At 60.2% G+C, this 22,309-nt stretch carries 22 protein-coding genes; 10 read left to right on the top strand and 12 right to left on the bottom strand.

Features of this window, described 5'->3' with window-relative positions:
• Positions 1 to 13: 13 nt before the first annotated feature.
• Positions 14 to 1,669 (top strand): malate dehydrogenase (quinone), encoded by a 1,656-nt coding sequence (gene mqo / locus ACDZ94_RS16535; protein WP_221294240.1) that lies wholly within the window; start codon positions 14 to 16, stop codon positions 1,667 to 1,669.
• A gap of 66 nt (positions 1,670 to 1,735) precedes the next feature.
• On the opposite strand, the gene ACDZ94_RS16530 is transcribed toward mqo, so the two are convergent.
• On the bottom strand, positions 1,736 to 2,401 hold the full coding sequence (locus tag ACDZ94_RS16530; RefSeq protein ID WP_221294241.1) for an NADPH-dependent F420 reductase: 666 nt from the start codon (positions 2,399 to 2,401) through the stop codon (positions 1,736 to 1,738).
• Between the two features lie 99 nt (positions 2,402 to 2,500).
• On the opposite strand from ACDZ94_RS16530, the gene ACDZ94_RS16525 reads away from it, so the two are divergent.
• Positions 2,501 to 3,397, top strand: coding sequence for a LysR family transcriptional regulator (locus ACDZ94_RS16525; protein WP_407017979.1), 897 nt, complete (start codon positions 2,501 to 2,503; stop codon positions 3,395 to 3,397).
• A gap of 4 nt (positions 3,398 to 3,401) precedes the next feature.
• Here the strand turns inward: ACDZ94_RS16525 and ACDZ94_RS16520 are convergent, their stop codons facing one another.
• Positions 3,402 to 4,250, bottom strand: coding sequence for a LysR family transcriptional regulator (locus ACDZ94_RS16520; RefSeq protein WP_064451457.1), 849 nt, complete (start codon positions 4,248 to 4,250; stop codon positions 3,402 to 3,404).
• Between the two features lie 98 nt (positions 4,251 to 4,348).
• Between ACDZ94_RS16520 and ACDZ94_RS16515 the strand changes: the two genes are divergently transcribed.
• Positions 4,349 to 5,248 carry a DMT family transporter gene (locus ACDZ94_RS16515; RefSeq protein WP_432750458.1) on the top strand — a complete coding sequence of 300 codons (900 nt, stop codon included), beginning with the start codon at positions 4,349 to 4,351 and terminating at the stop codon, positions 5,246 to 5,248.
• Between the two features lie 449 nt (positions 5,249 to 5,697).
• Positions 5,698 to 6,027 carry a YXWGXW repeat-containing protein gene (locus tag ACDZ94_RS16510; protein WP_128591954.1) on the top strand — a complete coding sequence of 110 codons (330 nt, stop codon included), beginning with the start codon at positions 5,698 to 5,700 and terminating at the stop codon, positions 6,025 to 6,027.
• 19 nt (positions 6,028 to 6,046) lie between these two features.
• On the opposite strand, the gene ACDZ94_RS16505 is transcribed toward ACDZ94_RS16510, so the two are convergent.
• The 3 genes from ACDZ94_RS16505 to ACDZ94_RS16495 all read right to left on the bottom strand — a co-directional run bounded on the left by ACDZ94_RS16505 (position 6,047) and on the right by ACDZ94_RS16495 (position 7,142).
• Entirely contained in the window at positions 6,047 to 6,421 is a 375-nt protein-coding gene (locus ACDZ94_RS16505) for a hypothetical protein (protein WP_064451459.1), read from the bottom strand.
• Between the two features lie 71 nt (positions 6,422 to 6,492).
• On the bottom strand, positions 6,493 to 6,888 hold the full coding sequence (locus tag ACDZ94_RS16500) for a PIN domain-containing protein (protein ID WP_432750457.1): 396 nt from the start codon (positions 6,886 to 6,888) through the stop codon (positions 6,493 to 6,495).
• Positions 6,885 to 7,142: an AbrB/MazE/SpoVT family DNA-binding domain-containing protein gene (locus ACDZ94_RS16495; protein ID WP_064451461.1), complete on the bottom strand. Its 258-nt coding sequence runs from the start codon at positions 7,140 to 7,142 to the stop codon at positions 6,885 to 6,887. The genes ACDZ94_RS16500 and ACDZ94_RS16495 overlap by 4 nt, the downstream gene beginning before the upstream one ends.
• A 155-nt stretch (positions 7,143 to 7,297) precedes the next feature.
• On the opposite strand from ACDZ94_RS16495, the gene ACDZ94_RS16490 reads away from it, so the two are divergent.
• Positions 7,298 to 7,690, top strand: coding sequence for a RidA family protein (locus tag ACDZ94_RS16490; RefSeq protein ID WP_064451462.1), 393 nt, complete (start codon positions 7,298 to 7,300; stop codon positions 7,688 to 7,690).
• Between the two features lie 4 nt (positions 7,691 to 7,694).
• Here ACDZ94_RS16490 and ppnN read toward each other — a convergent pair whose 3' ends face one another.
• Together ppnN and ACDZ94_RS16480 are read right to left on the bottom strand one after the other, a co-directional pair.
• Positions 7,695 to 9,068: a nucleotide 5'-monophosphate nucleosidase PpnN gene (gene ppnN, locus ACDZ94_RS16485; RefSeq protein ID WP_064451463.1), complete on the bottom strand. Its 1,374-nt coding sequence runs from the start codon at positions 9,066 to 9,068 to the stop codon at positions 7,695 to 7,697.
• Between the two features lie 149 nt (positions 9,069 to 9,217).
• Positions 9,218 to 10,042 carry an aspartyl/asparaginyl beta-hydroxylase domain-containing protein gene (locus ACDZ94_RS16480; RefSeq protein WP_053255076.1) on the bottom strand — a complete coding sequence of 275 codons (825 nt, stop codon included), beginning with the start codon at positions 10,040 to 10,042 and terminating at the stop codon, positions 9,218 to 9,220.
• Between the two features lie 275 nt (positions 10,043 to 10,317).
• Here ACDZ94_RS16480 and fabV point away from each other — a divergent pair, with 275 nt between their 5' ends.
• Positions 10,318 to 11,511 (top strand): enoyl-ACP reductase FabV, encoded by a 1,194-nt coding sequence (gene fabV / locus ACDZ94_RS16475; protein ID WP_064451464.1) that lies wholly within the window; start codon positions 10,318 to 10,320, stop codon positions 11,509 to 11,511.
• Positions 11,512 to 11,750: 239 nt separating this feature from the next.
• Positions 11,751 to 12,374: an HAD family hydrolase gene (locus ACDZ94_RS16470; protein ID WP_432750456.1), complete on the top strand. Its 624-nt coding sequence runs from the start codon at positions 11,751 to 11,753 to the stop codon at positions 12,372 to 12,374.
• Here the strand turns inward: ACDZ94_RS16470 and ACDZ94_RS16465 are convergent.
• Positions 12,371 to 13,276 carry a LysR family transcriptional regulator gene (locus ACDZ94_RS16465; RefSeq protein WP_432750455.1) on the bottom strand — a complete coding sequence of 302 codons (906 nt, stop codon included), beginning with the start codon at positions 13,274 to 13,276 and terminating at the stop codon, positions 12,371 to 12,373. The genes ACDZ94_RS16470 and ACDZ94_RS16465 overlap by 4 nt on opposite strands.
• 103 nt (positions 13,277 to 13,379) lie before the next feature.
• Between ACDZ94_RS16465 and ACDZ94_RS16460 the strand changes: the two genes are divergently transcribed.
• Positions 13,380 to 14,549, top strand: a complete 1,170-nt coding sequence (locus ACDZ94_RS16460; protein ID WP_432750454.1) for an aspartate aminotransferase family protein — start codon at positions 13,380 to 13,382, stop codon at positions 14,547 to 14,549.
• Between the two features lie 118 nt (positions 14,550 to 14,667).
• Here ACDZ94_RS16460 and punR read toward each other — a convergent pair whose 3' ends face one another.
• Complete coding sequence (gene punR, locus ACDZ94_RS16455; RefSeq protein WP_064451468.1) at positions 14,668 to 15,582, bottom strand: DNA-binding transcriptional activator PunR; 915 nt, start codon at positions 15,580 to 15,582, stop codon at positions 14,668 to 14,670.
• Positions 15,583 to 15,704: 122 nt separating this feature from the next.
• Here punR and punC point away from each other — a divergent pair, with 122 nt between their 5' ends.
• On the top strand, positions 15,705 to 16,889 hold the full coding sequence (gene punC, locus ACDZ94_RS16450) for a purine nucleoside transporter PunC (RefSeq protein ID WP_432750453.1): 1,185 nt from the start codon (positions 15,705 to 15,707) through the stop codon (positions 16,887 to 16,889).
• 129 nt (positions 16,890 to 17,018) lie between these two features.
• Here punC and ACDZ94_RS16445 read toward each other — a convergent pair whose 3' ends face one another.
• The gene (locus ACDZ94_RS16445; RefSeq protein ID WP_064451470.1) at positions 17,019 to 17,852 is read right to left on the bottom strand and encodes a hypothetical protein; all 834 of its coding nucleotides are present in this window, start codon (positions 17,850 to 17,852) and stop codon (positions 17,019 to 17,021) included.
• Positions 17,853 to 18,010: 158 nt separating this feature from the next.
• Between ACDZ94_RS16445 and ACDZ94_RS16440 the strand changes: the two genes are divergently transcribed.
• Positions 18,011 to 19,513 (top strand): nucleobase:cation symporter-2 family protein, encoded by a 1,503-nt coding sequence (locus ACDZ94_RS16440; RefSeq protein ID WP_064451471.1) that lies wholly within the window; start codon positions 18,011 to 18,013, stop codon positions 19,511 to 19,513.
• A gap of 990 nt (positions 19,514 to 20,503) precedes the next feature.
• Here ACDZ94_RS16440 and ACDZ94_RS16435 read toward each other — a convergent pair.
• Entirely contained in the window at positions 20,504 to 21,436 is a 933-nt protein-coding gene (locus ACDZ94_RS16435) for a proline iminopeptidase-family hydrolase (protein ID WP_432750452.1), read from the bottom strand.
• 93 nt (positions 21,437 to 21,529) lie between these two features.
• Complete coding sequence (locus ACDZ94_RS16430) at positions 21,530 to 22,294, bottom strand: LuxR family transcriptional regulator (protein WP_064451473.1); 765 nt, start codon at positions 22,292 to 22,294, stop codon at positions 21,530 to 21,532.
• Positions 22,295 to 22,309 lie beyond the last annotated feature (15 nt).

The raw sequence follows: 22,309 nt of genomic DNA, 5'->3' as shown, positions 1-22,309 counted from the left end.
ATAGGTGCTACTGATGTTTAAAAAAGTAAACACTGCCCTGCTGGGGCTGGCTTTGTCGATGGGGATCACCTCCGTTCACGCGGAAGAGGCAAAGAAAGTCGATGTGCTGCTGATCGGCGGCGGCATCATGAGTGCGACCCTGGGTGTATGGCTCAATGAGCTGCAGCCGGACTGGTCGATGGAGATGGTCGAGCGCCTCGATGGCGTGGCCGAAGAAAGCTCCAACGGCTGGAACAACGCCGGTACCGGTCACTCGGCCCTGGCTGAGCTGAACTACACCCCGGAAGACAAGAACGGCAACGTTGAGATCCCGAAAGCGGTCGAGATCAACGAAGCGTTCCAGATCTCCCGTCAGTTCTGGTCCTGGCAGGTCCAGCAGGGCGTGCTGAAGAACCCGCGTTCGTTCATCAACTCCACACCGCACATGAGCTTCGTGTGGGGCGATGACAACATCAAGTTCCTCAAAAAACGCTACGAAGCCCTGCAAGCGAGCCCGCTGTTCGCCGGTATGCAGTACTCCGAAGACCCGGCGCAGATCGCCAAGTGGGTTCCGCTGATGATGGAAGGGCGTGACCCGAACCAGAAAATCGCGGCCACCTGGACCCCGATCGGCACCGACGTGAACTTCGGCGAGATCACCCGCCAGTTCGTTGCTCACCTGCAAACCACGCCGAAGTTCGACCTGAAACTGTCGAGCGAAGTGCAGGACATCACCCGTAACGCCGACGGTTCGTGGCGTGTAAGCTACAAAAACCTGAAAGATGGCACCAAGACCGAAACCGACGCCAAGTTCGTGTTCATCGGCGCGGGCGGCGGTGCACTGCACCTGCTGCAAAAGTCGGGCATTCCTGAAGCCAAGGACTACGCTGCCTTCCCGGTCGGCGGTTCGTTCCTGGTGACCGATAACCCGGCCATCGCCGAGCAGCACATGGCCAAGGCCTACGGTAAGGCTTCGGTCGGCGCACCACCGATGTCGGTGCCGCACCTGGACACCCGCGTGCTGGATGGCAAGCGCGTGATTCTGTTTGGCCCATTCGCGACCTTCTCGACCAAGTTCCTGAAAGAAGGCTCGTACCTGGACCTGCTGACCAGCACCACCACCCACAACATCTGGCCAATGACCCGCGTCGGTGTGCGTGAATACCCACTGGTCGAGTACCTTGCTGGCCAACTGATGCTGTCGGATGACGACCGCTACAACGCCCTGAAAGAGTACTTCCCGAACGCCAAGAAAGAAGACTGGCGCCTGTGGCAAGCCGGTCAGCGCGTGCAGATCATCAAGCGTGACGAAGAGCAGGGCGGCGTCCTGAAACTCGGTACCGAAGTGGTCAGCTCCGCCGACAACTCCATTGCAGGCCTGTTGGGTGCATCGCCAGGCGCGTCCACCGCGGCTCCGATCATGCTGACCGTGCTGCAAAAAATCTTCAAGGACAAGGTGGCGACCCCTGAGTGGCAGGCAAAGCTGCACCAGATCGTACCGAGCTACGGCACCAAGCTGAACGACAGTCCTGAGGCTGTTGCCAAGGAATGGGCCTACACGGCCGGCGTCCTGCAACTGACCCCACCGCCTGCGATTCCGCAGTTGACCGCACCAAAGGCGACCCAGGCCACCGAGGCTGCCAAGCCTGCGGCTGAGCCGAGCAAGCCGGCGTCTGACCTGGCGCTGTAAGCCAAGCCTGATGTTAAAAAGCCCGCTGAACCGGTAACGGTCAGCGGGCTTTTTGTCGGCAGGTGTTCAGGCGCGAGCGCGCTCGACCGCCGGCAGCTCAACCGTGCGTTCGGCCGCGGCCAGCGCCGCCTTTAAACCTGCTTGGTCCAGTGGCACGCAATAGGCGGGTTTCGCCCGTTCAAAGCGCCAGCTTTCATCCAGCCCACCGGCGTCCACGGCGTCGAAACCGAGTTCGTCGAGCAGGCGGATGACGTGCGCTTTTGCCGTGGCGTCATCGGCGGCCACCGGCAGTGCACGGCGGTCGGGTGCGCCATGGGGGCGGGCGTCTTGCGTCAGGTCCGGCGCAAAGATCGCATTGAACACTTTCACCACGTGTGAATGCGGTAAGTGCTCGGCGAGCAGCCGGCTGGTGGTGGTTTCAAAGCGGTCCAGCACCGGGATATGTCCATCGCGGTTGGGGTAGTAATTGTTCGCGTCCAGCACCGTTTTGCCTTCCAACCACTGTGCGGGCACGCTGCGGTAGTGTTCCAGGGGAATCGCCACCAGCACCACGTCGCCAAATTGGGCGGCGTCTTCAGCGCTGCCCACCTGGACGCCCAGTATGCCGCTGAGCACGCTGCTCATGGTTTGCGGGCCTCGGGAGTTGCTCAACATCACTTCATGCCCGGCAGCCAGTGCGAGCTGTGCCACGGCACGTCCGATAAAACCTGCTCCAATCACGCCGATCTTCATGGCCTTGCTCCTCGTAAATCGTAGAGCGGCTATGATGATTCGCTACTAACTGGCGATAAATGCGCGTTTTGGTTTGGGTGTTGTTACTGGGAGTAGGGAATGATGGACCGCCTTTCAAGCATGAATGCCTTTGTGGTGGCCGCCGAGTTGGGCTCTTACGCACGTGCCGCCGAGCGCTTGGGCCTGTCGGCGCAGATGGTGGCCAAACATGTTGCCGCGCTGGAGCAACGCCTCGGTGCCCGTTTGCTCAACCGCACCACGCGTCGGCAAAGCCTGACCGAGCTGGGGCACGCGTACTACGAGCGTTGCAAACATATCCTGACGGAAGCCGAGGCTGCCGATTCACTGGCCCAGATCATGAACGACACACCGCGCGGCAAGCTGAAAATCACCGCCCCGGTCACCTTCGGCTCCTACAGCCTAATGCCGCTGATTACTGCCTTTTTGCGCGACAACCCGGACGTGGAAATCGACCTGCACCTGACGGATCGTTTCGTTGACCTGGTGGAGGAAGGCTATGAGGCGGCCTTCCGGATCGGCCCTCTGGGCACCACTGGCTTGACGGCCCGGCCGCTGGCGCCTTATCGGCTGGTGGTCTGCGCAGCGCCGGCTTACCTCGCGGCGCGGGGCACACCGCAACTGCCGGCGGACCTTGAACAGCATGAATGCCTGGGCTACGCCTTCTGGTCACGCCCGGCGGATCGCGAGTGGGTCTTCCACCAAGGCGCGACGCCTTACAAGGTGCAGGTTGCCAGCCGTCTTCAAATCAATGAAAGCAGGGCGTTGATGTCGGCGGCACTGGATGGGTTCGGCATCGTTCTCGGCCCCGAAGACTTCCTGCGCACCGCGTTGGCCAAAGGCGAATTGATACGCGTGCTGCCGGCGTTTGAGGCACCCAGCCGATCCATGCACCTGGTTTACACGGCCAACCGGCAGCGCACCGCCAAGTTGCGACGATTTGTCGAGGCGGTGCTGGCGCGCTTCGGCGCGGCGTGAGGGTTTAGAGGTGGAAGCCGTGTTTAACCTGCTCGTACAGGTGTAAGGCCAATGCATTGCTGCTATCGCACAGCAGGTACAGATGATGCACCGGCAGCGCTGGCAACTCGAACCCTGCAATCACTTGCGTCAGCCCTTTGCCCATGCGGCTCTCCTCGATCAAACCCACCGCCACGCCGCTGCGGATACAGGCCTCGACCGCCGTGGAGTTGGGGCTCTCCAGCAAGACCCGGTGGTAAATCCCGTGATCTTTCAACGTCTGCAACGCCGCCGCACGGTACGGGCAGCCGGCGACCGGCACCGTAATTGGCAGCGCCGTATTCGGCGGGCAACTGAAGCCCTCGGCCGCCACCCACAGCGGCTGAACCGGCCCCAGACGTTCGCCCTGGGCCAACGGCTGTGCGCTGACGGTGATGGCCAGGTCGAGCTGGTTGGCCATAAACCTATTCAGCAGTTCACCGCTGGTGCGCGCTTCGACTTCCAGCTCGAGCAGCGGGTTGTCAGCGATTAACCGGGGTAGGAACTCCTGCATAAACGCCGGAGCATAGGTGTCGGGAATGCCCAGGCGGATTTTGCCCTGCATGCGCTGCGGCATCAGCGCAATCAGCAGGCGGTCGTGGCTCTTGAGAAACTCGGTGGTTTCGCCCAGGAGCTTCTTGCCGTACAGGGTCAGCTCGACGCCCTGGTTGCTGCGGCTGAACAGGCGTTGACCGATTTGGTCTTCGAGCTTTTGAATCTGAGTGGTCACGGTCGACGCGCTGCGGTGCACATGCTCGGCCGCTTCGTTGAAGCGCCGGAAGCGCGCCACGGCGTGGAAGGTGCGCAGCAGGTCGATGTTCAGTTGTTTGGCCATGATTCCACTATTGCGAATTGGTTATGCTGGTAATTCAAATATACAGAAGCATGCGCGGCCCTTAGCCTTTCAGTCAATGCACATTGACGGGAGGCTTCATGACGCGATCAACCTTGAAGAGACTGCTGTTGCAGGTGGCGTTTGTGCTGTCGTGGAGCTCCGGCTATATCGGCGCCAAGCTGGGTACGCAGGGTGGCGGGGCGTTCAACTTGCTGTTCTGGCGTTTTCTGTTGGTCGCGGTGTGTCTGGGGCTGTTTTTGAATGTGAGGTTGCTGAGGGTTTCATGGGCGCAGATCCGCCACTACGCCATCATCGGTTTTCTATCGCAGTTTCTGTACCTGAGTTGCCTCTACGTCGCGATCCAAAATGGCCTGCCGCCCGGCATTGCCGCGATTATCGCGGCGCTGCAACCGTTGATGACGGCGGCGCTGTCGACGGGCAGTGCGGCCGAGCGCAGTGGCGGTTGGCAGTGGATCGGGCTGATGGTCAGTTTTGCCGGGGTGTCCATCGTGATTGCCGGGCAGTACGGCAGTGGCGGGCAGGGCATCGGCCTGGTCATGTATCTGTTGCCACTGGCAGCGGCGCTGGGGCTGACGTTGGCGACTCTGTACGAGCGCCGCACCGTCCATCGCCATGACGCGGGTCTGGTGTTGCCGCTGTTCATTCAGTCGCTGCTGACCTTGATCGGCTTTGCCGGTGCTGTGCTGTTTACCGATACGTTGAGTATTCCTCACGACCCGGACGTGCTGATTTCAATTGTCTGGCTGACGGTGTTTTCCACCTTCATCGCCTATTTGAGCCTGTGGATGTTGTTGCGGGTCATGACGGCGACCCACGTTGCGGCGCTGGTCTATCTGGAGCCACCGGTCACTCTGGTGTGGGCGGCGCTGATGTTTGGCGACGTGATCCATGCATCGACCTACGCCGGCATTGCTGTGGTAGTCGCCGGGCTGATTCTGGTACGCCTGAAGCAACCGACCGTCGCGTGCGCTTCTTGAGGCCGGCAGGTTCAGCAACCCGACAGATATCACCTGCTAAAAAAGAACCCAAGCCGAAGCAGGAGCGCGGCTCAAACACAGGAGCATTTTTGATTTGTGCAGACGTTGGGCCGCACGGCCCGAGGGTTTTGTATGTGGCTACGTTATGCAGCATTGGTGGCGGTAGTGGTCGGGGTGTCGGAGTTGTGTGCAATCGTCTGCGTGGCATGAGTGCGGGCAGGTGCAACTCACGTTCGTTGCCTAACTGGGCCTGTGGAGGTTGTTCGCGGGGTTGCTAGTGGCGCGCCTGAAACGACCGACCGTCGCGTCTGCCTCTTGAGGCCTGCGGGTTCAGCAATCCGACAGACATCACCTGTTAAAAAGAACCCAGAGCCAAGCAGGAGCGAAGCTGCAACAAGGGGGCATTTTTTCTGGTGCAAGTGCTGGGCGTTAGCGCCCGAGGATTTTGTATGTTGCTACGTTATGCGGCATTGGCGGCGGTAGTCGTCGCGGCGTCCGGGTGTGTGCAAGAGCGCGTCGTGCATGAGCGTGGGCCGGTACAACGTGAGTATGTTGAAGTGGTTGCGCCACAACCGCCGCCGGTCCAGGTCATCGAAGTCGAGCCGGCTGCGCGCTACGGCTATGTATGGTCACGCGGTTACTGGCGTTGGCAAGGCGGGCGATACGTTGCTGTGCACGGCCATTGGGAGCAGGTGCGCGAAGGTTATCGCTATGTGCACCCGCACTGGGTTCAGCGTAATGACGGCTACCATTGGCAGGGCGGTGGTTGGGTTCGCTGAGCCCAGTCCGAAACAACGCCTAGATCGGCTTCTGGGTGCCCAGCAGCCGTACCTCCCGCAACAGCGCGGCACCGAGTTGCTCGGTGCCGAGTTCCTTGTAGCCCACGGCCTTGATCTCGCCGTTCTCTTCCGCCTGGATGATGATCACCGGCGTTTCCTTGCCCGTGGCTTCGTCCACGTGCAGTGCGTACTGGGGAATAGCCAGCTTGATCGGCGTGCCTGCCGCCTTGCCTTGTACATTGATCAGAAACGCCGCACAGCCGGTGTCGACATCCACGCTGGTGGCGGAGCGGCCGCTGACGAAGCAGGTTTTCGGCAGGTCGGGCCAGGCGATGGTGTCGGCCAGGACGAGGGTCGGCGCGAGGGCCAAGGCAGCGAGAAGAAGCGTGCGCACGTGGGTCTTTCTCTCGATCAAGGGTAGAAGCGGTTTTTACCAAAGCCGGTCATTTGCCGCAACGCTGCCGTTCAGGCCAACCGTTTCATTCCGGTTGCTTTGCCTGCGGTAAGGTCAAAGGTCGCGGTGTATTCACAGCCTGCTGCATGGGCGCAGCGTTCTATCAGGTAGTCGGCAAACTCGGCTTTGCCCGCAGTGAATCGTCGGAGTGCCTGCCAGATGGTCTCGGCATGTTCGACGGTCAATTCACGGGTTCGCAGCAGCGTTTCCAGCACGGTTACCACGTCACTTTTGGCCGATTGGTAGCAGCTTTGTAAAACCCATACCAATTCCACCACGGACACCAGGCTGACAAAGCCCGGCGAAACGCTGGTGAGCGATTCGATCAGCGCCGAGGCCTTGGGTGATTGAACCGGATCATCCTGGGTGACATAGCGCACCAACACATTGGTATCCAGCCCGATCATCCCGCGTTTGCTCCCTGTGCGGCGATGGCGTGGTTCATGTCTTCAATCGACACCGCATTGGCAGGCTTGCGGATAAGGCCCTTGAGGTCCAGCACGGTTTTGCTCGCGGCAATGATGGAAAACTTGCCGTCTTCCGTTTCGACAAATTCAACCCGGTCGCCTGTTTCCAGGCCAAGCGCCGTGCGAACCTGGACAGGAATGGTGATTTGCCCTTTTGAGGTGAGTGTGGCGGTTGCCATAGTGAAGATCTCCATCGTGATATTCCTTACCGTAGGGTAAGGGGTGATGAAGGACAAGATCCGTTGGTCCATAGGTCGCTCTACTGGTGGGAGTGGATGGGAACAGGTAAAACCCTAGCCCCAAGTCTGCGTTTTCACCCGGGGTCCTCAGCCCCAAAGAGATACAAGCTATGACTGATCGCCGCCTCATCATTCCGCCCGCCATGCAACCCATTGTCGAGCGCGCCGGCTACGTGCCTGCGGTAAAAGTTGGCAACACTCTTTACTGCGCGGGCCAGGTCGGCCGCACGCCGGAACTGGCCGTGATTGAAGATCCCGAGGCGCAATTCGTCGCCGCCTGGCAGAACCTGCGGCAGGTATTGGAGGAGGGCGGTTGCAGCTTCGACGATGTGGTAGACATGACCACGTATCACGTGAACATGAGCCAGCACATGGCGGTTTTTCGTGAGGTGAAAAACCGCCTGTTTCCACGCGGGCATTGCGCCTGGACCACGATCGGGGTGTCCGAACTGGCACACCCCGGCCTGCTGGTGGAAATCAAATGTGTGGCGGTGCAGCGCTAGACGCTTACTGAACCACGCGATAGCACGGCACATACGCCGCGCCGCCTGGCAATTTCATGCGGTGTTGGGCGACAAACGCCTGCAGCAGCTCGTCCAGCGGTTTCATGATGGCTGGGTCGCCGTGGATCTCATACGGCCCGTGCTGTTCGATCAGGCGAATGCCCTTGTCCTTGACGTTGCCGGCCACAATCCCCGAGAACGCGCGGCGCAGGTTGGCCGCCAGTTCGTGGGGCGGCAGCGTAAGGCTCAGTTGCAGGCCGGCCATGTTTTCGTGAGTCGGGTCGAACGGGCGCTGGAAGCCTTCGTCGATCTTGAGCAGCCAGTTGAAGTGGAACGCGTCGTTGCGCTCGCGGCGGAACTGTTTCACGGCCTTGAGCCCGGCGGTCATCTGGCGGGCCACTTCGGCCGGGTCGTCGATGATGATCTGGTAGTGCGCCTGCGCCGCTTCGCCGAGGGTGGCGCCGACGAACGCGTGCAGTTGTTGCAGGTACGGCGCTGCGTGCTTGGGCCCGGTGAGGATGACCGGGAACGGCACATCGCGGTTGTCCGGGTGCATCAGGATGCCCAGCAGGTACAGGAACTCTTCGGCCGTGCCGGCGCCGCCCGGGAAGATGATGATGCCGTGGCCGACGCGCACGAAGGCTTCCAGGCGTTTTTCGATGTCCGGCAGGATCACCAGCTCGTTAACGATGGGGTTCGGGGCTTCGGCCGCGATGATGCCCGGCTCGGTCAGGCCCAGGTATCGCCCGCCGGTAATGCGTTGTTTGGCGTGGGAAATGGTCGCGCCTTTCATCGGACCTTTCATCACGCCGGGGCCGCAGCCGGTGCACACGTCGAGGCTGCGCAGGCCCAGTTCGTGGCCGACTTTCTTGGTGTATTTGTATTCTTCGGTATTGATCGAGTGCCCGCCCCAGCACACCACGATTTTCGGCTCGACGCCCGGACGCAACGTGCGGGCGTTGCGCAGCAGGTGGAATACGTAGTCGGTGATGCCTTGGGAGTCGCTCAGGTCGATGCGCTGGCTGCCCAGCTCGTTCTCGGTGTAGACGATGTCACGCAGGGCGCTGAACAGCATTTCGCGGGTGCTGGCGATCATTTCGCCATCGACGAACGCGTCGGCCGGTGCATTCAACAGTTCCAGGCGTACGCCGCGGTCCTGCTGATGGATGCGCACTTCAAAGTCTTGATAAGCGTCGAGGATGGTCTTGGCGTTGTCGATATGCGCGCCGGTGTTGAGGATGGCCAGGGCGCATTGGCGGAACAGCGTGTAGATGCTGCCGGTTCCGGCTTCACTCAGTTGCTGGACTTCACGTTGGGACAGGGTTTCGAGGCTGCCCTTGGGGCTGACGGAGGCATTGATGACTTGACGTTGGGGCATTCTGATTCCTTGAAAACACAGCCACCGCACCCGCCATGGGCGGCGGTGGCTGGAGAATGGTGAGCGCCGAACTCGGTCGCACGAGACGGTTAGTCTGGCAGGCATGGGGCCATGCGCAAACTCCGTCCAGCACCATCATGCCGCAGAACTTACTGAATCAGCTTCCAGTTTTTGTAGAAAACCCGACGCAGGGTAAAGACCAGCCCGGCAAAGCCCGAGATCACGGCATTGAGCACTGACGGCAGCAAGGTCGGACGAACGATGTCAATGAACAGGCAGTAACGTTTTGCGTCGTTCTTGTTGAAGGACGCATGCATCAGCGTGTCATCGAAGATAAACAGCGGGTCGTCGTGCCAGTAGTGCTTGTGCTTGCCCACCTGGATGTAAACACCCTCATGGTGAGGCGCCGGCGCCATGTTGTAGAGCACGCGGAACATCATGCGCAGCGGGCCGAAGTGGAAGGACGTCGAGCGGTTTTCGTTGAACACCGACACGCCGATGGTCTTCACAAATGGCAGTTTTTTGCGCAGTTGCGGGATGTCCAGGGTGGTTTCAATCGGGCGGCCGTACCATTGGAAGAACAACATGCCGCGTTTTTTCTCGGCCATGCGCTCGTCCAGGTAGCTGATGATTTCATCCTTGTTGGCCATGGCGTCGTCGATCACCTGTTGCAGGTCTTCACGCCAGGCCGGCGGCAGATCGCGCATGGTGTAGACGTGGCGGTTGCGCAGGCTCAGCAGGTCGAACAGGGTGTTGAACGGCGCCAATATCCAGGTATTGCGGCCATTGCCCACGAAGTACTTCTTGATGGTGTCGCGGTCGTAAAGACCGTTGCGCAGAAAGTCATAGATGCCGCAGAACAGTACCAGCAGCAGAAATACCAGGCTGGTGCGTGGGAAGCAGTAGATGAACAGCAGAACGCCGAGAACCCAGGCGACTGAGACCAGTTTTTTTTGAACAGCACTTTTACTCATGAAGCGAGGCTCCGGACCGGAAACAAGGCGAAACAATCCCGCCATGATAGTGGGTTATCACCGTGCTGGGCGTTTTAAATATTGCGAATTTGTGAAGGCCCGACACAGTTCTTAACCCCACGGTGCGGCGTGCATCGGGTTTTGTTGATTGGATTTTGTAAACAGAAGATTTGCGTCTATCGTGACGCTTCGGTTTTTCGGACGTCATAGACCGGTACGATTGAAGTTGAATGGCCACCATTGGCCTTCGGCACCTTGGAAGAGGCAGAAATTTTATGATCATCAAACCGCGGGTTCGTGGCTTTATCTGTGTGACCGCTCACCCTGTTGGCTGTGAAGCGAACGTCAAGGAACAGATCGACTACGTAACCAAGCATGGCGCCATTGAAGGCGGCCCGAAGAAGGTGCTGGTCCTCGGCGCTTCCACCGGTTACGGCCTGGCCGCGCGCATCAGTGCTGCGTTTGGCTGCGGCGCCGACACCCTGGGTGTGTTTTTTGAGAAAGAAGGCGAAGAAGGCAAGCTGAGCTCCGCCGGCTGGTACAACAGCGCGGCGTTCGAGAAGTTTGCCGTCGAAAAAGGCCTGTACGCCAAGAGCATCAACGGCGACGCGTTTTCCGACGAGATCAAGCGCCTGACCATCGAAACCATCAAGAAAGACCTGGGCAAGATCGACCTGGTGGTTTACAGCCTGGCCGCGCCACGCCGTACCGACCCGCAAGGCGTGGTGCACACCTCCACCCTCAAGCCGATCGGCAAGGCCGTGACCTTGCGCGGTATCAACACCGATAAAGGCGTTGTGGTCGACACCACCCTCGAGCCTGCGACCCAGGAAGAAATCGACGGCACCGTGAAAGTCATGGGTGGCGAAGACTGGCAGCTGTGGATCGACGCCCTGCGTGATGCGGACGTGTTGGCCGAAGGCGCCAAGACCACCGCGTTCACCTACCTGGGCGAGAAGCTGACCCAGGACATCTACTGGAACGGCTCGATCGGCGAAGCCAAGAAAGACCTGGACAAGAAAGTCCTGACCCTGCGCGATAACCTCGCTGCACTCAAGGGCGATGCCCGTGTGTCGGTGCTCAAGGCCGTGGTCACCCAGGCGAGCTCGGCGATCCCGATCATGCCGCTGTACCTGTCGCTGCTGTTCAAAGTGATGAAAGAGCAGGGCACCCACGAAGGCTGCATCGAGCAGGTCTACGGCTTGTTCAAGGACAGCCTGTACGGCAAGGCGCCGAAGCTGGACGCCGACGGCCGCCTGCGCGCCGACCTGGCCGAGCTGGAACCTAAAGTCCAGGACGCCGTGGCGGCGCTGTGGAACCAGGTGACCGACGATAACGTCAACGAGATCAGCGATTTCGCCGGCTACAAGGCTGAATTCCTGCGCTTGTTCGGCTTTGAAATCGACGGCGTGGACTACGAAGCCGATGTGAACCCGACCGTGAAGATCAAGGGCTTAGTCCAAGCCTAAACACGGTCAAAAAAATGTGGGAGCGGGCCTGTGTGGGAGCCGGGCTTGCCCGCGATAGCATCGCCGCGGTGTAACGGATACACCGTGGTGACTGCATCGCAGGCAAGCCAGCTCCCACACCAGCCGCTCCCACATTTGCCTATGTGAATCGGAACCCTCCTACATTCCTTCGCGCTCCCACCCTCGCTCACAATCTGCCAGACTCCTGCGGCTATCAAGCCACGCCAACGGAGGATCTGATGACGATTCGTGCAGTAGTTTTTGATTTCGGCGGTGTCCTGTTCGACTGGAACCCGCAGCACCTCTACCGCAAGCTGATTACCGACGATCACGAGCGGCAACACTTTCTCGAGACCATTTGCACCCAAGCCTGGAACACCGAGCAGGACGCCGGCCGCAGCCTGGCCGAAGGCACGCGCCACCTGATCGAGCAATACCCGCAACACCAACCTCTCATCCAAGCCTATTACGACCGCTGGCACGAGATGTTGCGCGGCTCATTGCCGGAAGGCGTGGCCATTCTCGAAGGTCTGCATCACGCCAATATGCCGTTGTTCGGGCTGACCAACTGGTCGGCTGAAACCTTCCCTTATGCGCGGGCCAACTACCCGTTCCTGCAATATTTGCGCGACATTGTGGTCTCGGGCGAGTTGAAGCTGATCAAGCCGGATCCCGCGATTTATCACGCCAGCCTCGCCCAGGTACGTGCCCATCTGCCGGATATTCAACCCAGTGAAGTCGTGTTTATCGACGATGTTGCCGGCAATATCGACGCCGCTGTCGCACTCGGTTGGCAGGGCATTCACCATGTGTCGGCCGAGCGTACTGCGGCAAGTTTGCGTGAGTTGGGCGTGAGCTTCTAGCGCGCCCATTTTTCCATGGCGAAATCCACGAAGGCGCGCAGTTTGGGCAGGCGGTAGCGGTCCTGTCGGTAGAGCAGGTGCATGGGGCGGCAGGGCAGTTGGTAGGTGGTTAACAAGGCCACCAGCTTGCCGCTCTCCAGGTCCGGTTGCACCAGGGCATCGGCCAGCATGATGATGCCCATGCCGTTTACGGCCGCCTGGCGCAAGCCTTGCGAGCTATTGATGGTCAATGAGCCAGACACCGGAACCTCAACCTCGCCTTCCTCGCCGGTCATGCGCCACAGTTTGTCGGTGTCACGCCAGTTGTCGTTCGCCGGGTAGGCGAACGCCAGGCAGTCATGGTGCTGCAGGTCGTTGGGTGTCTGCGGCGTGCCGCGTCGCGCCAGGTACTCAGGTGATGCGCAAAGGGTCAGGGTGTAGGCCTGCATGGGCCGGGCGATCAGGCTGGAGGTCTCCAGCTCGCCGAGTCGGATCGCCACGTCGAAGCCGCTGTCGACCAGGTCCATCCGTTCGTTGCTCAGCACCACGTACAGGTCGATCAGCGGGTAGCGCTGGGAAAATTCGCTCAGGGCGGGCGTCAGGCGTTCGGTGCCGAATACCGGGGGCGCGGTGATCCGCAGGCTGCCTTTGGGGGTTTCGCTGTGGGCCTGCTCCGCCAGCAGCTCGGAGTCGGCCACCAGCCCCAGCACCTCCAGGCAACGCTGGTAATACTGCCCGCCGAACTCCGTGAGGCTTTGTTTACGGGTGGTGCGCTTGAGCAGGCTGACCCCCAGCCGTTGTTCCAGCGCGCGCAAATGATTGCCCACCATGGTGGTCGACATCCCGCATTCCTGCGCGGCGGCGGTCATGCTGCCGGCCTCCACCACTTTCACGTACACCGACATCGCCTGGAACAGATCCATTATCAAGCCCTGGTTTAAAGTCATTGCAGGAATGTGCAGTTTATCCAGCTCAGGTGGCTAACGATACTGCACCCATCCCAACGATGCACTGGAGCCTGCCACCATGACCGCCGCCTGCCTGATGACCACGTATCAACCCTTGGCCCTGAGCTTCACTCGTGGCCTGGGCACGCGCCTGTGGGACCAGCAGGGCCGTGAATACCTCGACGCGGTGGCGGGTGTGGCGGTGACCAATGTCGGGCATTCCCACCCCAGGCTGGTGACGGCCATCAGTGAACAGGCGGGCCTGCTGCTGCACACGTCCAACCTCTACAGCATTGACTGGCAGCAGCGCCTGGCCCAGCGGCTGACGCAGTTGTCCGGCCTGGACCGCTCGTTCTTCAACAATTCCGGCGCCGAAGCCAACGAGACGGCGCTGAAACTGGCACGGCTGCATGGCTGGAAAAAAGGCATCGAAGAGCCGTTGGTGGTGGTGATGGAAAACGCGTTTCACGGGCGTACCCTCGGCACCATGGCGGCCAGCGACGGGCCTTCGGTGCGCCTGGGCTTTCAGCGTTTGCCGGGGGATTTTCTCAAGGTGGGTTTTGGCGATCTGGCGGCACTGGAAGCGCTCACTCACGCGTTCGGCCCACGCATTGCGGCGGTGCTGCTGGAACCCATCCAGGGCGAAAGTGGCGTGATACCCGCACCGCCCGGCTACCTGAAAGCCCTGCGCGAGCATTGCTCGCGCCACGGCTGGCTGATGATGCTGGATGAAATACAGACCGGCATCGGCCGTACCGGCACTTGGTTTGCATTCCAGCATGAAGGCATTGTTCCGGACGTGATGACCCTGGCCAAAGGCCTCGGCAACGGCGTGCCCATCGGCGCCTGCCTGGCACGCGCCACGGTGGCTGAGTTGTTCACGCCGGGCAGCCACGGCAGCACGTTCGGCGGCAACCCGCTGGCCTGCCGCGTGGGCTGCACCGTGCTGGATATCATTGAAGAGCAGGGCTTGCTGCAGAACGCTGCGCAACAGGGCGCGCGCCTGCTGTCGCGGTTGCGGGTGGAGTTGAGCGAGCATCCGCAGGTGGCGGCGATTCGTGGGCAGGGTTTGATGATTGGCATCGAACTGGCCCGCCCGTATCGCGACCTGGCCCAGCGTGCGGCTCAGGAGCACGGGCTATTGATCAATGTGACGCGCGGCAAAATCATTCGCCTGCTACCGCCGCTGACGCTGGATGCCAAAGAGGTCGAGATGATCGTGCGGGCCATTACCCGCTTATTGGACTGAAACCCGATCAACTGTGGGAGCTGGCTTGCCTGCGATAGCGATCTGTCTGTGCCAAATGTAGGGGCTGGTACACCGCTATCGCCGGCAAGCCAGCTGCCACAGTTGAGCTGCGTGACTTTCAGCCATCCGGGCCATTCAGCCATTCCTGGTTCATCGTCTCGGTATCGCCCAGATACTCCAGCAACCACGCCATTGCCGGCGACAGCTTGTTCTGTGCCCAGGCCACGCACGACGGGCTGGCCGGGAACGGCCGGCTTAATTGCAATGCCACCAGCTCACCGCGCTCGATCCACGGCAACACCTGATGCGCCGGGGCCATGCCGACACACAGGCCATCGCGCAGGCAATCAATGGCCGAGGCCCAATTGGGCACCACCAGTCGGCGTTGGTTATCCAGGGTCCAGGTATCGCGCTTGGGCAGGTTGCGCGAGGTGTCGGTCATGCAGAGTGAGGCGAACGGGCGCAGTTGGTCGTCACTGAGCAAACCCGCCACCGTCGCCAGCGGGTGCTTCGCGCTGACCACACACAGCCAGTTCAACAACCCCATGTCGCGAAACGTGAAGTGGCTGGCCACCGGCACCGCGCTGGTGGCGCCGATCACGATGTCGGTGCGCTCATCGGCCAGGGCGTCCCACACGCCGTTGTACACCTCGTATTCCAGCAGCAATTCCACTTCGGGAAACTGCCGATAGAAATCCAGCACCAGCTGCCGACAGCGCTGGGGTTTGACGATGGAATCCACGGCCACCTTCAATTGGCCACTCCAGCCATTCGCCACCTGCTGGCACAAACGTCGTGTGCCGAGCATTTTTTTCATCACGCCGCGGGCTTCGTCTATAAATAAACGGCCGGCCGGGGTCAGTTCTACGTCGCGATGGCGCCGCACAAACAATGGCACCGCCAGCCATTCCTCAAGCTGGCGCACCGTGTAGCTGATGGCCGACGGCACGCGATGCAGTTCCTGCGCGGCGGCGCTGAAGCTGCCGTGGCGCGCCACGGCATCAACAACATCCAGCGAGTATTCAGACCACATTAAAGGTGCCTTCAAAATATTTGATAAGAGTGTCCAATTATTATCGCTTCACACAGAAACTGTCAGCTTCATAATGGGCGCCAGTCAGCAAATAGTTTGATGGCAGGATTAACAAGGCTTCAATGAAAAATTCTTTTGGTTTTACCTGGTATCTGGCGGGGCTGAGCATGCTCGGTTATCTCGCCATGGACATGTACTTGCCGGCGTTCGGCGCAATGGGCGAGCAGTTACAGATTGGTGCGGGCGCCGTGGGCGCCAGCTTGAGCATTTTCCTCGCCGGGTTTGCGGTGGGGCAGTTGCTGTGGGGGCCGTTGTCCGACCGCCTGGGGCGCAAGCCGATCCTGGTGACGGGCTTGAGCCTGTTTGTGTTGGGTTGCCTGGGCATGTTCTGGGTCGAAACGGCGCCGCAACTGTTGGCGCTGCGCTTTATGCAGGCAATTGGCGTGTGTTCTGCCGCTGTCAGTTGGCAGGCGCTGGTGATTGACCGCTACCCGGCCGACAAGGCCCATCGCGTGTTCGCCAGCATCATGCCGTTGATGTCGCTGTCGCCGGCCCTGGCGCCGCTGCTGGGCGCGATGGTGTTGAATCACTTTGGTTGGCAGGCGATCTTCGGGGTGTTGCTGGGCATATCGCTGCTGTTGCTGCTGCCGACGTTGTTCCTGCGCAAGATGCCGAAACGTCGGGCAGAAGAGGGCGAACCTTCGCGCCTCGGCTATGGGCAGTTGCTGACCTCCCGCGTGTTTACCGGCAACGTGATGATCTTCGCCGCGTGCTCGGCCAGTTTTTTCGCCTGGCTGACCGCTTCGCCCTTCATCCTCGGCGATATGGGCTACAGCCCGAACGACATTGGCCTGAGCTACGTGTTGCCGACCTTGGCTTTTCTGGTGGGTGGCTACAGTTGCCGCAGCGCGTTGCAGCATTGCCAGGGCAAAGTCTTGCTGCCGTGGTTGCTGGTGGCTTATTGCATCAGCATGGTGGCGCTGTACCTCGTCGCGACCTTGACCGTGCCGACCCTGACCACCTTGCTGATTCCCTTCTGCCTGATGGCCTTGGTCAACGGTGCGAGCTACCCGATCGTGGTGGCGAATGCGCTGATGCCCTTTGCGGAAAATTCTGGCAAGGCCGCTGCACTGCAGAACACCCTGCAACTGGGGCTGTGCTTTCTGAGCAGCTTGCTGGTGTCGTCGATGATCGACCAGCCGTTGCTGATCACCGTGATCGTGATGCTCGCCACCGCGCCATTGGCCGTGTTGGGTTACTGGCTGGCGCGACCGAAGGCAGACAATTCGGAACTGGCTAACGCTTGAGCTGATGTGGGAGCTGGCTTGTCGGACCGCCGAACCGCTGCGACTGTATCGACTCGGTGCTCCTGATGTATCGAGTTGACCGCATCGCAGGCAAGCCAGCTCCCACCGTTTGATTCGGTTTCTCCCGTGCTAGAACGTCACTTCCATATTCACCGTCGGCGTCGATGTCCGCGTGCCCAGCCCGCCATCCACGCCAAACTTGTTGTGCCAGTATTCATAACCCACCCCGAGATACAGGTTCGGCTTCACGCTTTTACCGGGCCGCACCGCCACCATCAGCGCGGTGCGCATCAGGGTTTCCGGCGCGGTGTCGCGGCCATGGTAGTCCTCGCCCTTGTCCCCGACGTAATTGATAAACCCCTGGAATTTCGCCGCGTGGTTGGCGATTTCAAAGGGGCGCAGCCACGTCAGGTTGAGCATGTAGGTGTCGTCGAAGGTGTGGTTCGACTCTTGTGCGCCGGGGATGCCGGTGTGGTTCCTTTCCTTGTAGTACATCAGGCTCAGGTCCAGCACGCCGACAGTGTTGAACTTCAAGGTCGGGCCGATGACGAGTGCGCGCTTTTTGGCTGAAGCAACGTTGTTGTTGCGGTTGGCGTCGAAGCCCAGGGTCAGGGCGTAATCCTTGATCAGCCCGGTGCCCAGCGGCACATCAAATACCCGTGAGGCATACAACTGGTGTCGGTACACCGCGTAGACCTCGCTGCCACCCCGGTCGGTGCCCTTGCGCGGGTCATGGCTGTCGGACAGGAACACATCGAGGTTCAGATAGTTGCTGCCGTACTGGTAGCCGCTGGCATGGGTAAAGCTGTAGATGCGCTTGCTGAAATCGTCGGGGTTATTTGGATTGGTGAAGTGTTGGCCGTAACGAAATCCTGCGCTGTTGTTCATCCATTCCACCGCGACAGCCTCCCCACCGCCGAGAAGGGTCAATGCAACGGTTGCGCCCTGTAATGCCTTTTTCATTGTTTCAGGTCCTTTGGCGTTCTGGCTCATGACGGCCGAATTGTTTTTGTAACGCCGACGGAGGGTATCTTGTTCGATTGATTGTATACAACTCTATGGACACACAGTCCAAACATTGCATACAGTGCTCGTACAACAAAAACAGAGAACCCCTCACCATGACTATCCCGAAGGCGTCACCGCAGCGGCCAGAAGATGAGAATCTTGGCGTCGCCGCCAACATGGCTTACGGCCTGCAGCATGTGCTCACCATGTACGGCGGCATCGTCGCTGTACCGTTGATCGTCGGCCAGGCGGCCGGTTTGTCGCCGGCGGATATCGGCCTGTTGATCGCCGCATCGCTGTTTGCCGGTGGCCTGGCCACGTTGCTGCAAACCCTTGGCCTGCCGTTTTTCGGCTGCCAACTGCCGCTGGTGCAGGGCGTGTCGTTTGCCGGTGTGGCGACGATGGTGGCGATTGTCGGCAGTGATGGCGCGGGCGGCGTGCCGGCGATTCTCGGGGCGGTGATGGCCGCGTCGTTTATCGGGCTACTGATCACGCCGGTGTTCTCACGGATCACCAAGTTCTTCCCGCCGCTGGTGACCGGCATCGTGATCACCACCATCGGCCTCACATTAATGCCCGTGGCGGCGCGCTGGGCCATGGGCGGCAATAGCCGTGCGGCAGATTTCGGCAGCATGGCGAACGTCGGCCTGGCCGCGCTGACACTGGCGTTGGTGTTGCTGCTGAGCAAGATCGGCAGCGCGACGATCTCGCGTTTGTCGATCCTGCTGGCCATGGTGATTGGCACCGTGATTGCGGTGTTCCTCGGCATGGCGGATTTCTCCGGTGTGGCCCAGGGCCCGATGTTCGGTTTCCCCACACCCTTTCATTTTGGCGTGCCGACCTTTCATGTGGCGGCGATCATTTCCATGTGTATCGTGGTGATGGTGACCTTGGTGGAAACCTCGGCGGATATTCTGGCGGTCGGTGAGATCATCGATACCAAAGTCGATTCCAAGCGCCTTGGTAACGGCTTGCGCGCCGATATGCTATCGAGCATGTTCGCGCCGATCTTCGGGTCATTCACCCAGAGTGCGTTCGCCCAGAACGTCGGCCTGGTGGCGGTGACCGGGGTGAAGAGTCGTTTTGTGGTGGCAACGGGCGGGGTGTTCCTGGTAGTGCTTGGCCTGCTGCCCTTTATGGGCCGGGTGATTGCGGCAGTGCCGACATCGGTGCTGGGCGGTGCCGGGATTGTGCTGTTTGGCACGGTAGCAGCCAGTGGTATTCGCACGCTGTCCAAGGTGGATTACCGCAACAACATGAACCTGATCATCGTCGCAACGAGCATCGGTTTCGGCATGATCCCCATCGCTGCACCGAACTTTTACGACCACTTCCCAACCTGGTTCGCGACGATTTTCCATTCGGGGATCAGTTCGTCGGCGATCATGGCGATCCTGTTGAATCTGGCGTTCAACCACTTTACCGCCGGCAACTCGGACCAGCAGTCGGTGTTTGTGGCGGGGACTGAGCGCAGTGTGTACTTCCACGATGTGGCGGCATTGCGCGATGGGGATTACTTCAGCGGCGGTAAGATGTTTGATGCCGAAGGGAAGGAGATTCCGGTGCTGGCCGAGGTGCCCAGGAAGTCCGTAAAACCTGAGACCACTGAAGTTTGAAGGGTGGGAGGTGGTTTGCCTGCGTTCGGCCATCCTGGTTAACGGGGCCTGTCAGATCAAGATCAACAGCAGATCAAAAGCAGAGCACGGCGGCCTGGTAGCCGACCTGAGTGGTTGAAGCAAAAGCAGGGCAGAAGCAGGGCAACACCACTTCTACCTGATGAAATGAGTTCCAAATGTGGGAGCGGCGATGCGACGATTCTACTTGCTCGCGAAGGCGGTGGGGTCAGTTACAAATAAGCTGACTGACCCACCGCATTCGCGAGCAAGCCCGCTCCCACAATGTTGACCGAGTTTAGCTGCCAGCACCGCAGTGCTCTGCTTTTCTGTGGGAGCTGGCTTGTCGGACCGCCGAACCGCTGCGATGCAGACACCTCGGTACATCAGGCATACCCAGCCGCAGACCCCAGGCCAGCTCCCGGATTGACCCAATACAGTCTGAAGAGCAGCCCACCCTCTGCCTGATGTACCCAGTTCCAAATGTGGGAGCGGGCTTGCTCGCGAATGCGGTGTGCCAGTCACCAACTGCATCAACTGACACACCGCTTCGCTTTTGCTTTTGATCTAACCACTCAGGTCGGCTACCAGGCCGCCGTGCCTTGCTTTTGACTTTGATCTGCTGTTGATTTTGATCTTGGGCGCCCCGTTAACCACGCTGGCCGAACGCAGGCTTTGGAGCGTGGGTAACCCGGCAGGACGCCGGGTTAGCCGCGATGGGCCAAGGATGGCCCATGGCGGCGGCCCACGGTCCAAAGCCTGCGTGAGGGAACACCGAGCCTAAGCGAGGTGCCGAGTGGTGGGGCAAGAGCCCTTTGGTTACTTTGGGGCTTTTCCAAAGTGACCCGCCGTAAGGGCGGAACCTATTTCGGCCGTGACCCAAACAACGGATATGTACTCAGCGCCCCCCGACAACCACAGCACCCAATCCGTAAAAAAAGATAGGTAGATACCTATGGCTATCGCAGGCAAGCCAGCTCCAACATGAGGCTCTCAACCCGCTTTGAGTGCCTGGTGCGGCACCGAGCAGGCCTCATCCAGAAACTTCACCACGGTCCCCATGCATGCCTGGCGTTCTTCTACGTGGGGCATGTGGCTGGAATCTTCAAACAGCGCCCAGCGCACGTCCGCGATCTCATCCAGGAACGGTTTGACCACCAATGGCGTGGCCTCGTCGTGCCGCCCGGAGATCACCAGGGTTGGCACATTGATCGCCGACAACCGGCCAATCACGTTCCAGTCCTTCAAGCTGCCGATCACATGGAACTCCGTCGGGCCGCTCATGGCGTGGTAGACCGTCGGGTCCGAATCCACTGCCGCGAATGTGCGCGCCACTTCTTTCGGCCATGGGTTGACGCGGCACACGTGCTGGTCATAGAAAACCCGCGAGGCGGTTAGGTATTCCGGGTCTTGGTAGGTGCCGGCCTGTTCGTGCTTGAGCAGGGTTTCATGCACGCCTTCGGGCAACAGTTTGCGCAGACGGTTGGCTTCGCTGACCCAGGTTCGCATGCACGTCGGCGAGTTGGCCGGGATGAATGCGCGCAGGCCTTTGGGCTGCAGAATCGCGTGCTCGCTGCCGAGCATGCCGCCCCACGATTGCCCGAGGATCGCGTAATTGTCGCTGATGTGCAGGTGGTCCAGCAGGTTGTTCAGCTCTGCGAGGAACAGGTCGATGGTCCAGAAAGACGCATCTTTTTCCGGTAAGTGTGTGGAGCGGCCATTGCCCAGTTGGTCGTAGTGAATAACCGCATGGCCGCTGGCGGCAACGTCCTTGAACGCGTCGACATAGTCATGGGTGCAGCCGGGACCGCCGTGGATGATCACCAAAGGTGTACGGCCGGTGGTCAGGTCGCCGGTGACGCGGTACCAGGTCTGGTAGGCGCCGAAGGCCGCATAGCCTTCGCGCATCTTCTCGATGAATTCCATTTCGTACCCTGCTCTGAAAAAAAGGATCAGGGGTACGATAGACGGCACGCGAAGTTTAAGTAACTAGCAAAACAGCTAGGTTTTGCCGACGGATCAATCTTCCAGCAAGCGGTAGTGGGTGGCGCGGACTACCGCCTGAACGCGGTTTTTGGCCCCCAGTTTGTGCATCGCCGAGGCCAGGTGCAGGGTGACCACCGCCAGTGAACGGCTCAATTGCGTGGCGATTTCGGCGGCGGTGAAACCTTCGGCGGCCCATTTCAGGCATTCGCGCTCGCGTTTGGTCAGATGAATATGCGGGTAGGTACGTAGCTCTTTGCTGAACAACGGGTAGGCCGCTTCCTGCAAGGCGTGGGTAATCAGGCTGAAATCCGTCAGGGTCTGCTGCGCATCTTGTAACACCGTGCTGGCGTTACCGGTGCGCAGGCCGGTCAGCGACGCGAAACCGCCGCGCGGCAGATGAATGGGCACACTGACGCCGCAGGTCAGTTGGCGTTCATGCAGGTAAGTGGACACCGGCGCATGGCAGGGGTCGATGATTTTTTGCAGCGCGGTCTGGGCTTTTGCCTCATAGGACCAGACGAACGGCGACACCGTGCTCAGGGCCAGGTGTTGCACCGGGTCGATCTGGTAAAACCCTTCGCTGCACCACAACGCGTGCCAGTCCGGCGGGGTATTGCGCAGCTCGAGCACCGACGGTGTGATCAGTGAGCCGTCCTGGTCGATGGGCACTGGCGTGTAGTCGTACACCAGCGCATCGAAGCCCAATTGTTGGGCGAGGATAAATGTGTTGTCCATCTGTTCATCCAGGCTCCTGCCCGGCATCAGACGGTTATTGAAGGCGGTTAGCTTGGCCAGCATCCGTTCTGCTCCCGA

Origin of the sequence: Pseudomonas sp. UBT (genome assembly GCF_050915955.1) — a bacterium.
Lineage (GTDB): Bacteria > Pseudomonadota > Gammaproteobacteria > Pseudomonadales > Pseudomonadaceae > Aquipseudomonas > Aquipseudomonas antarctica_A.
The sequence above is the reverse complement of the archived record's forward strand: the minus strand, read 5'-3'. Positions and strand labels throughout refer to the sequence as shown.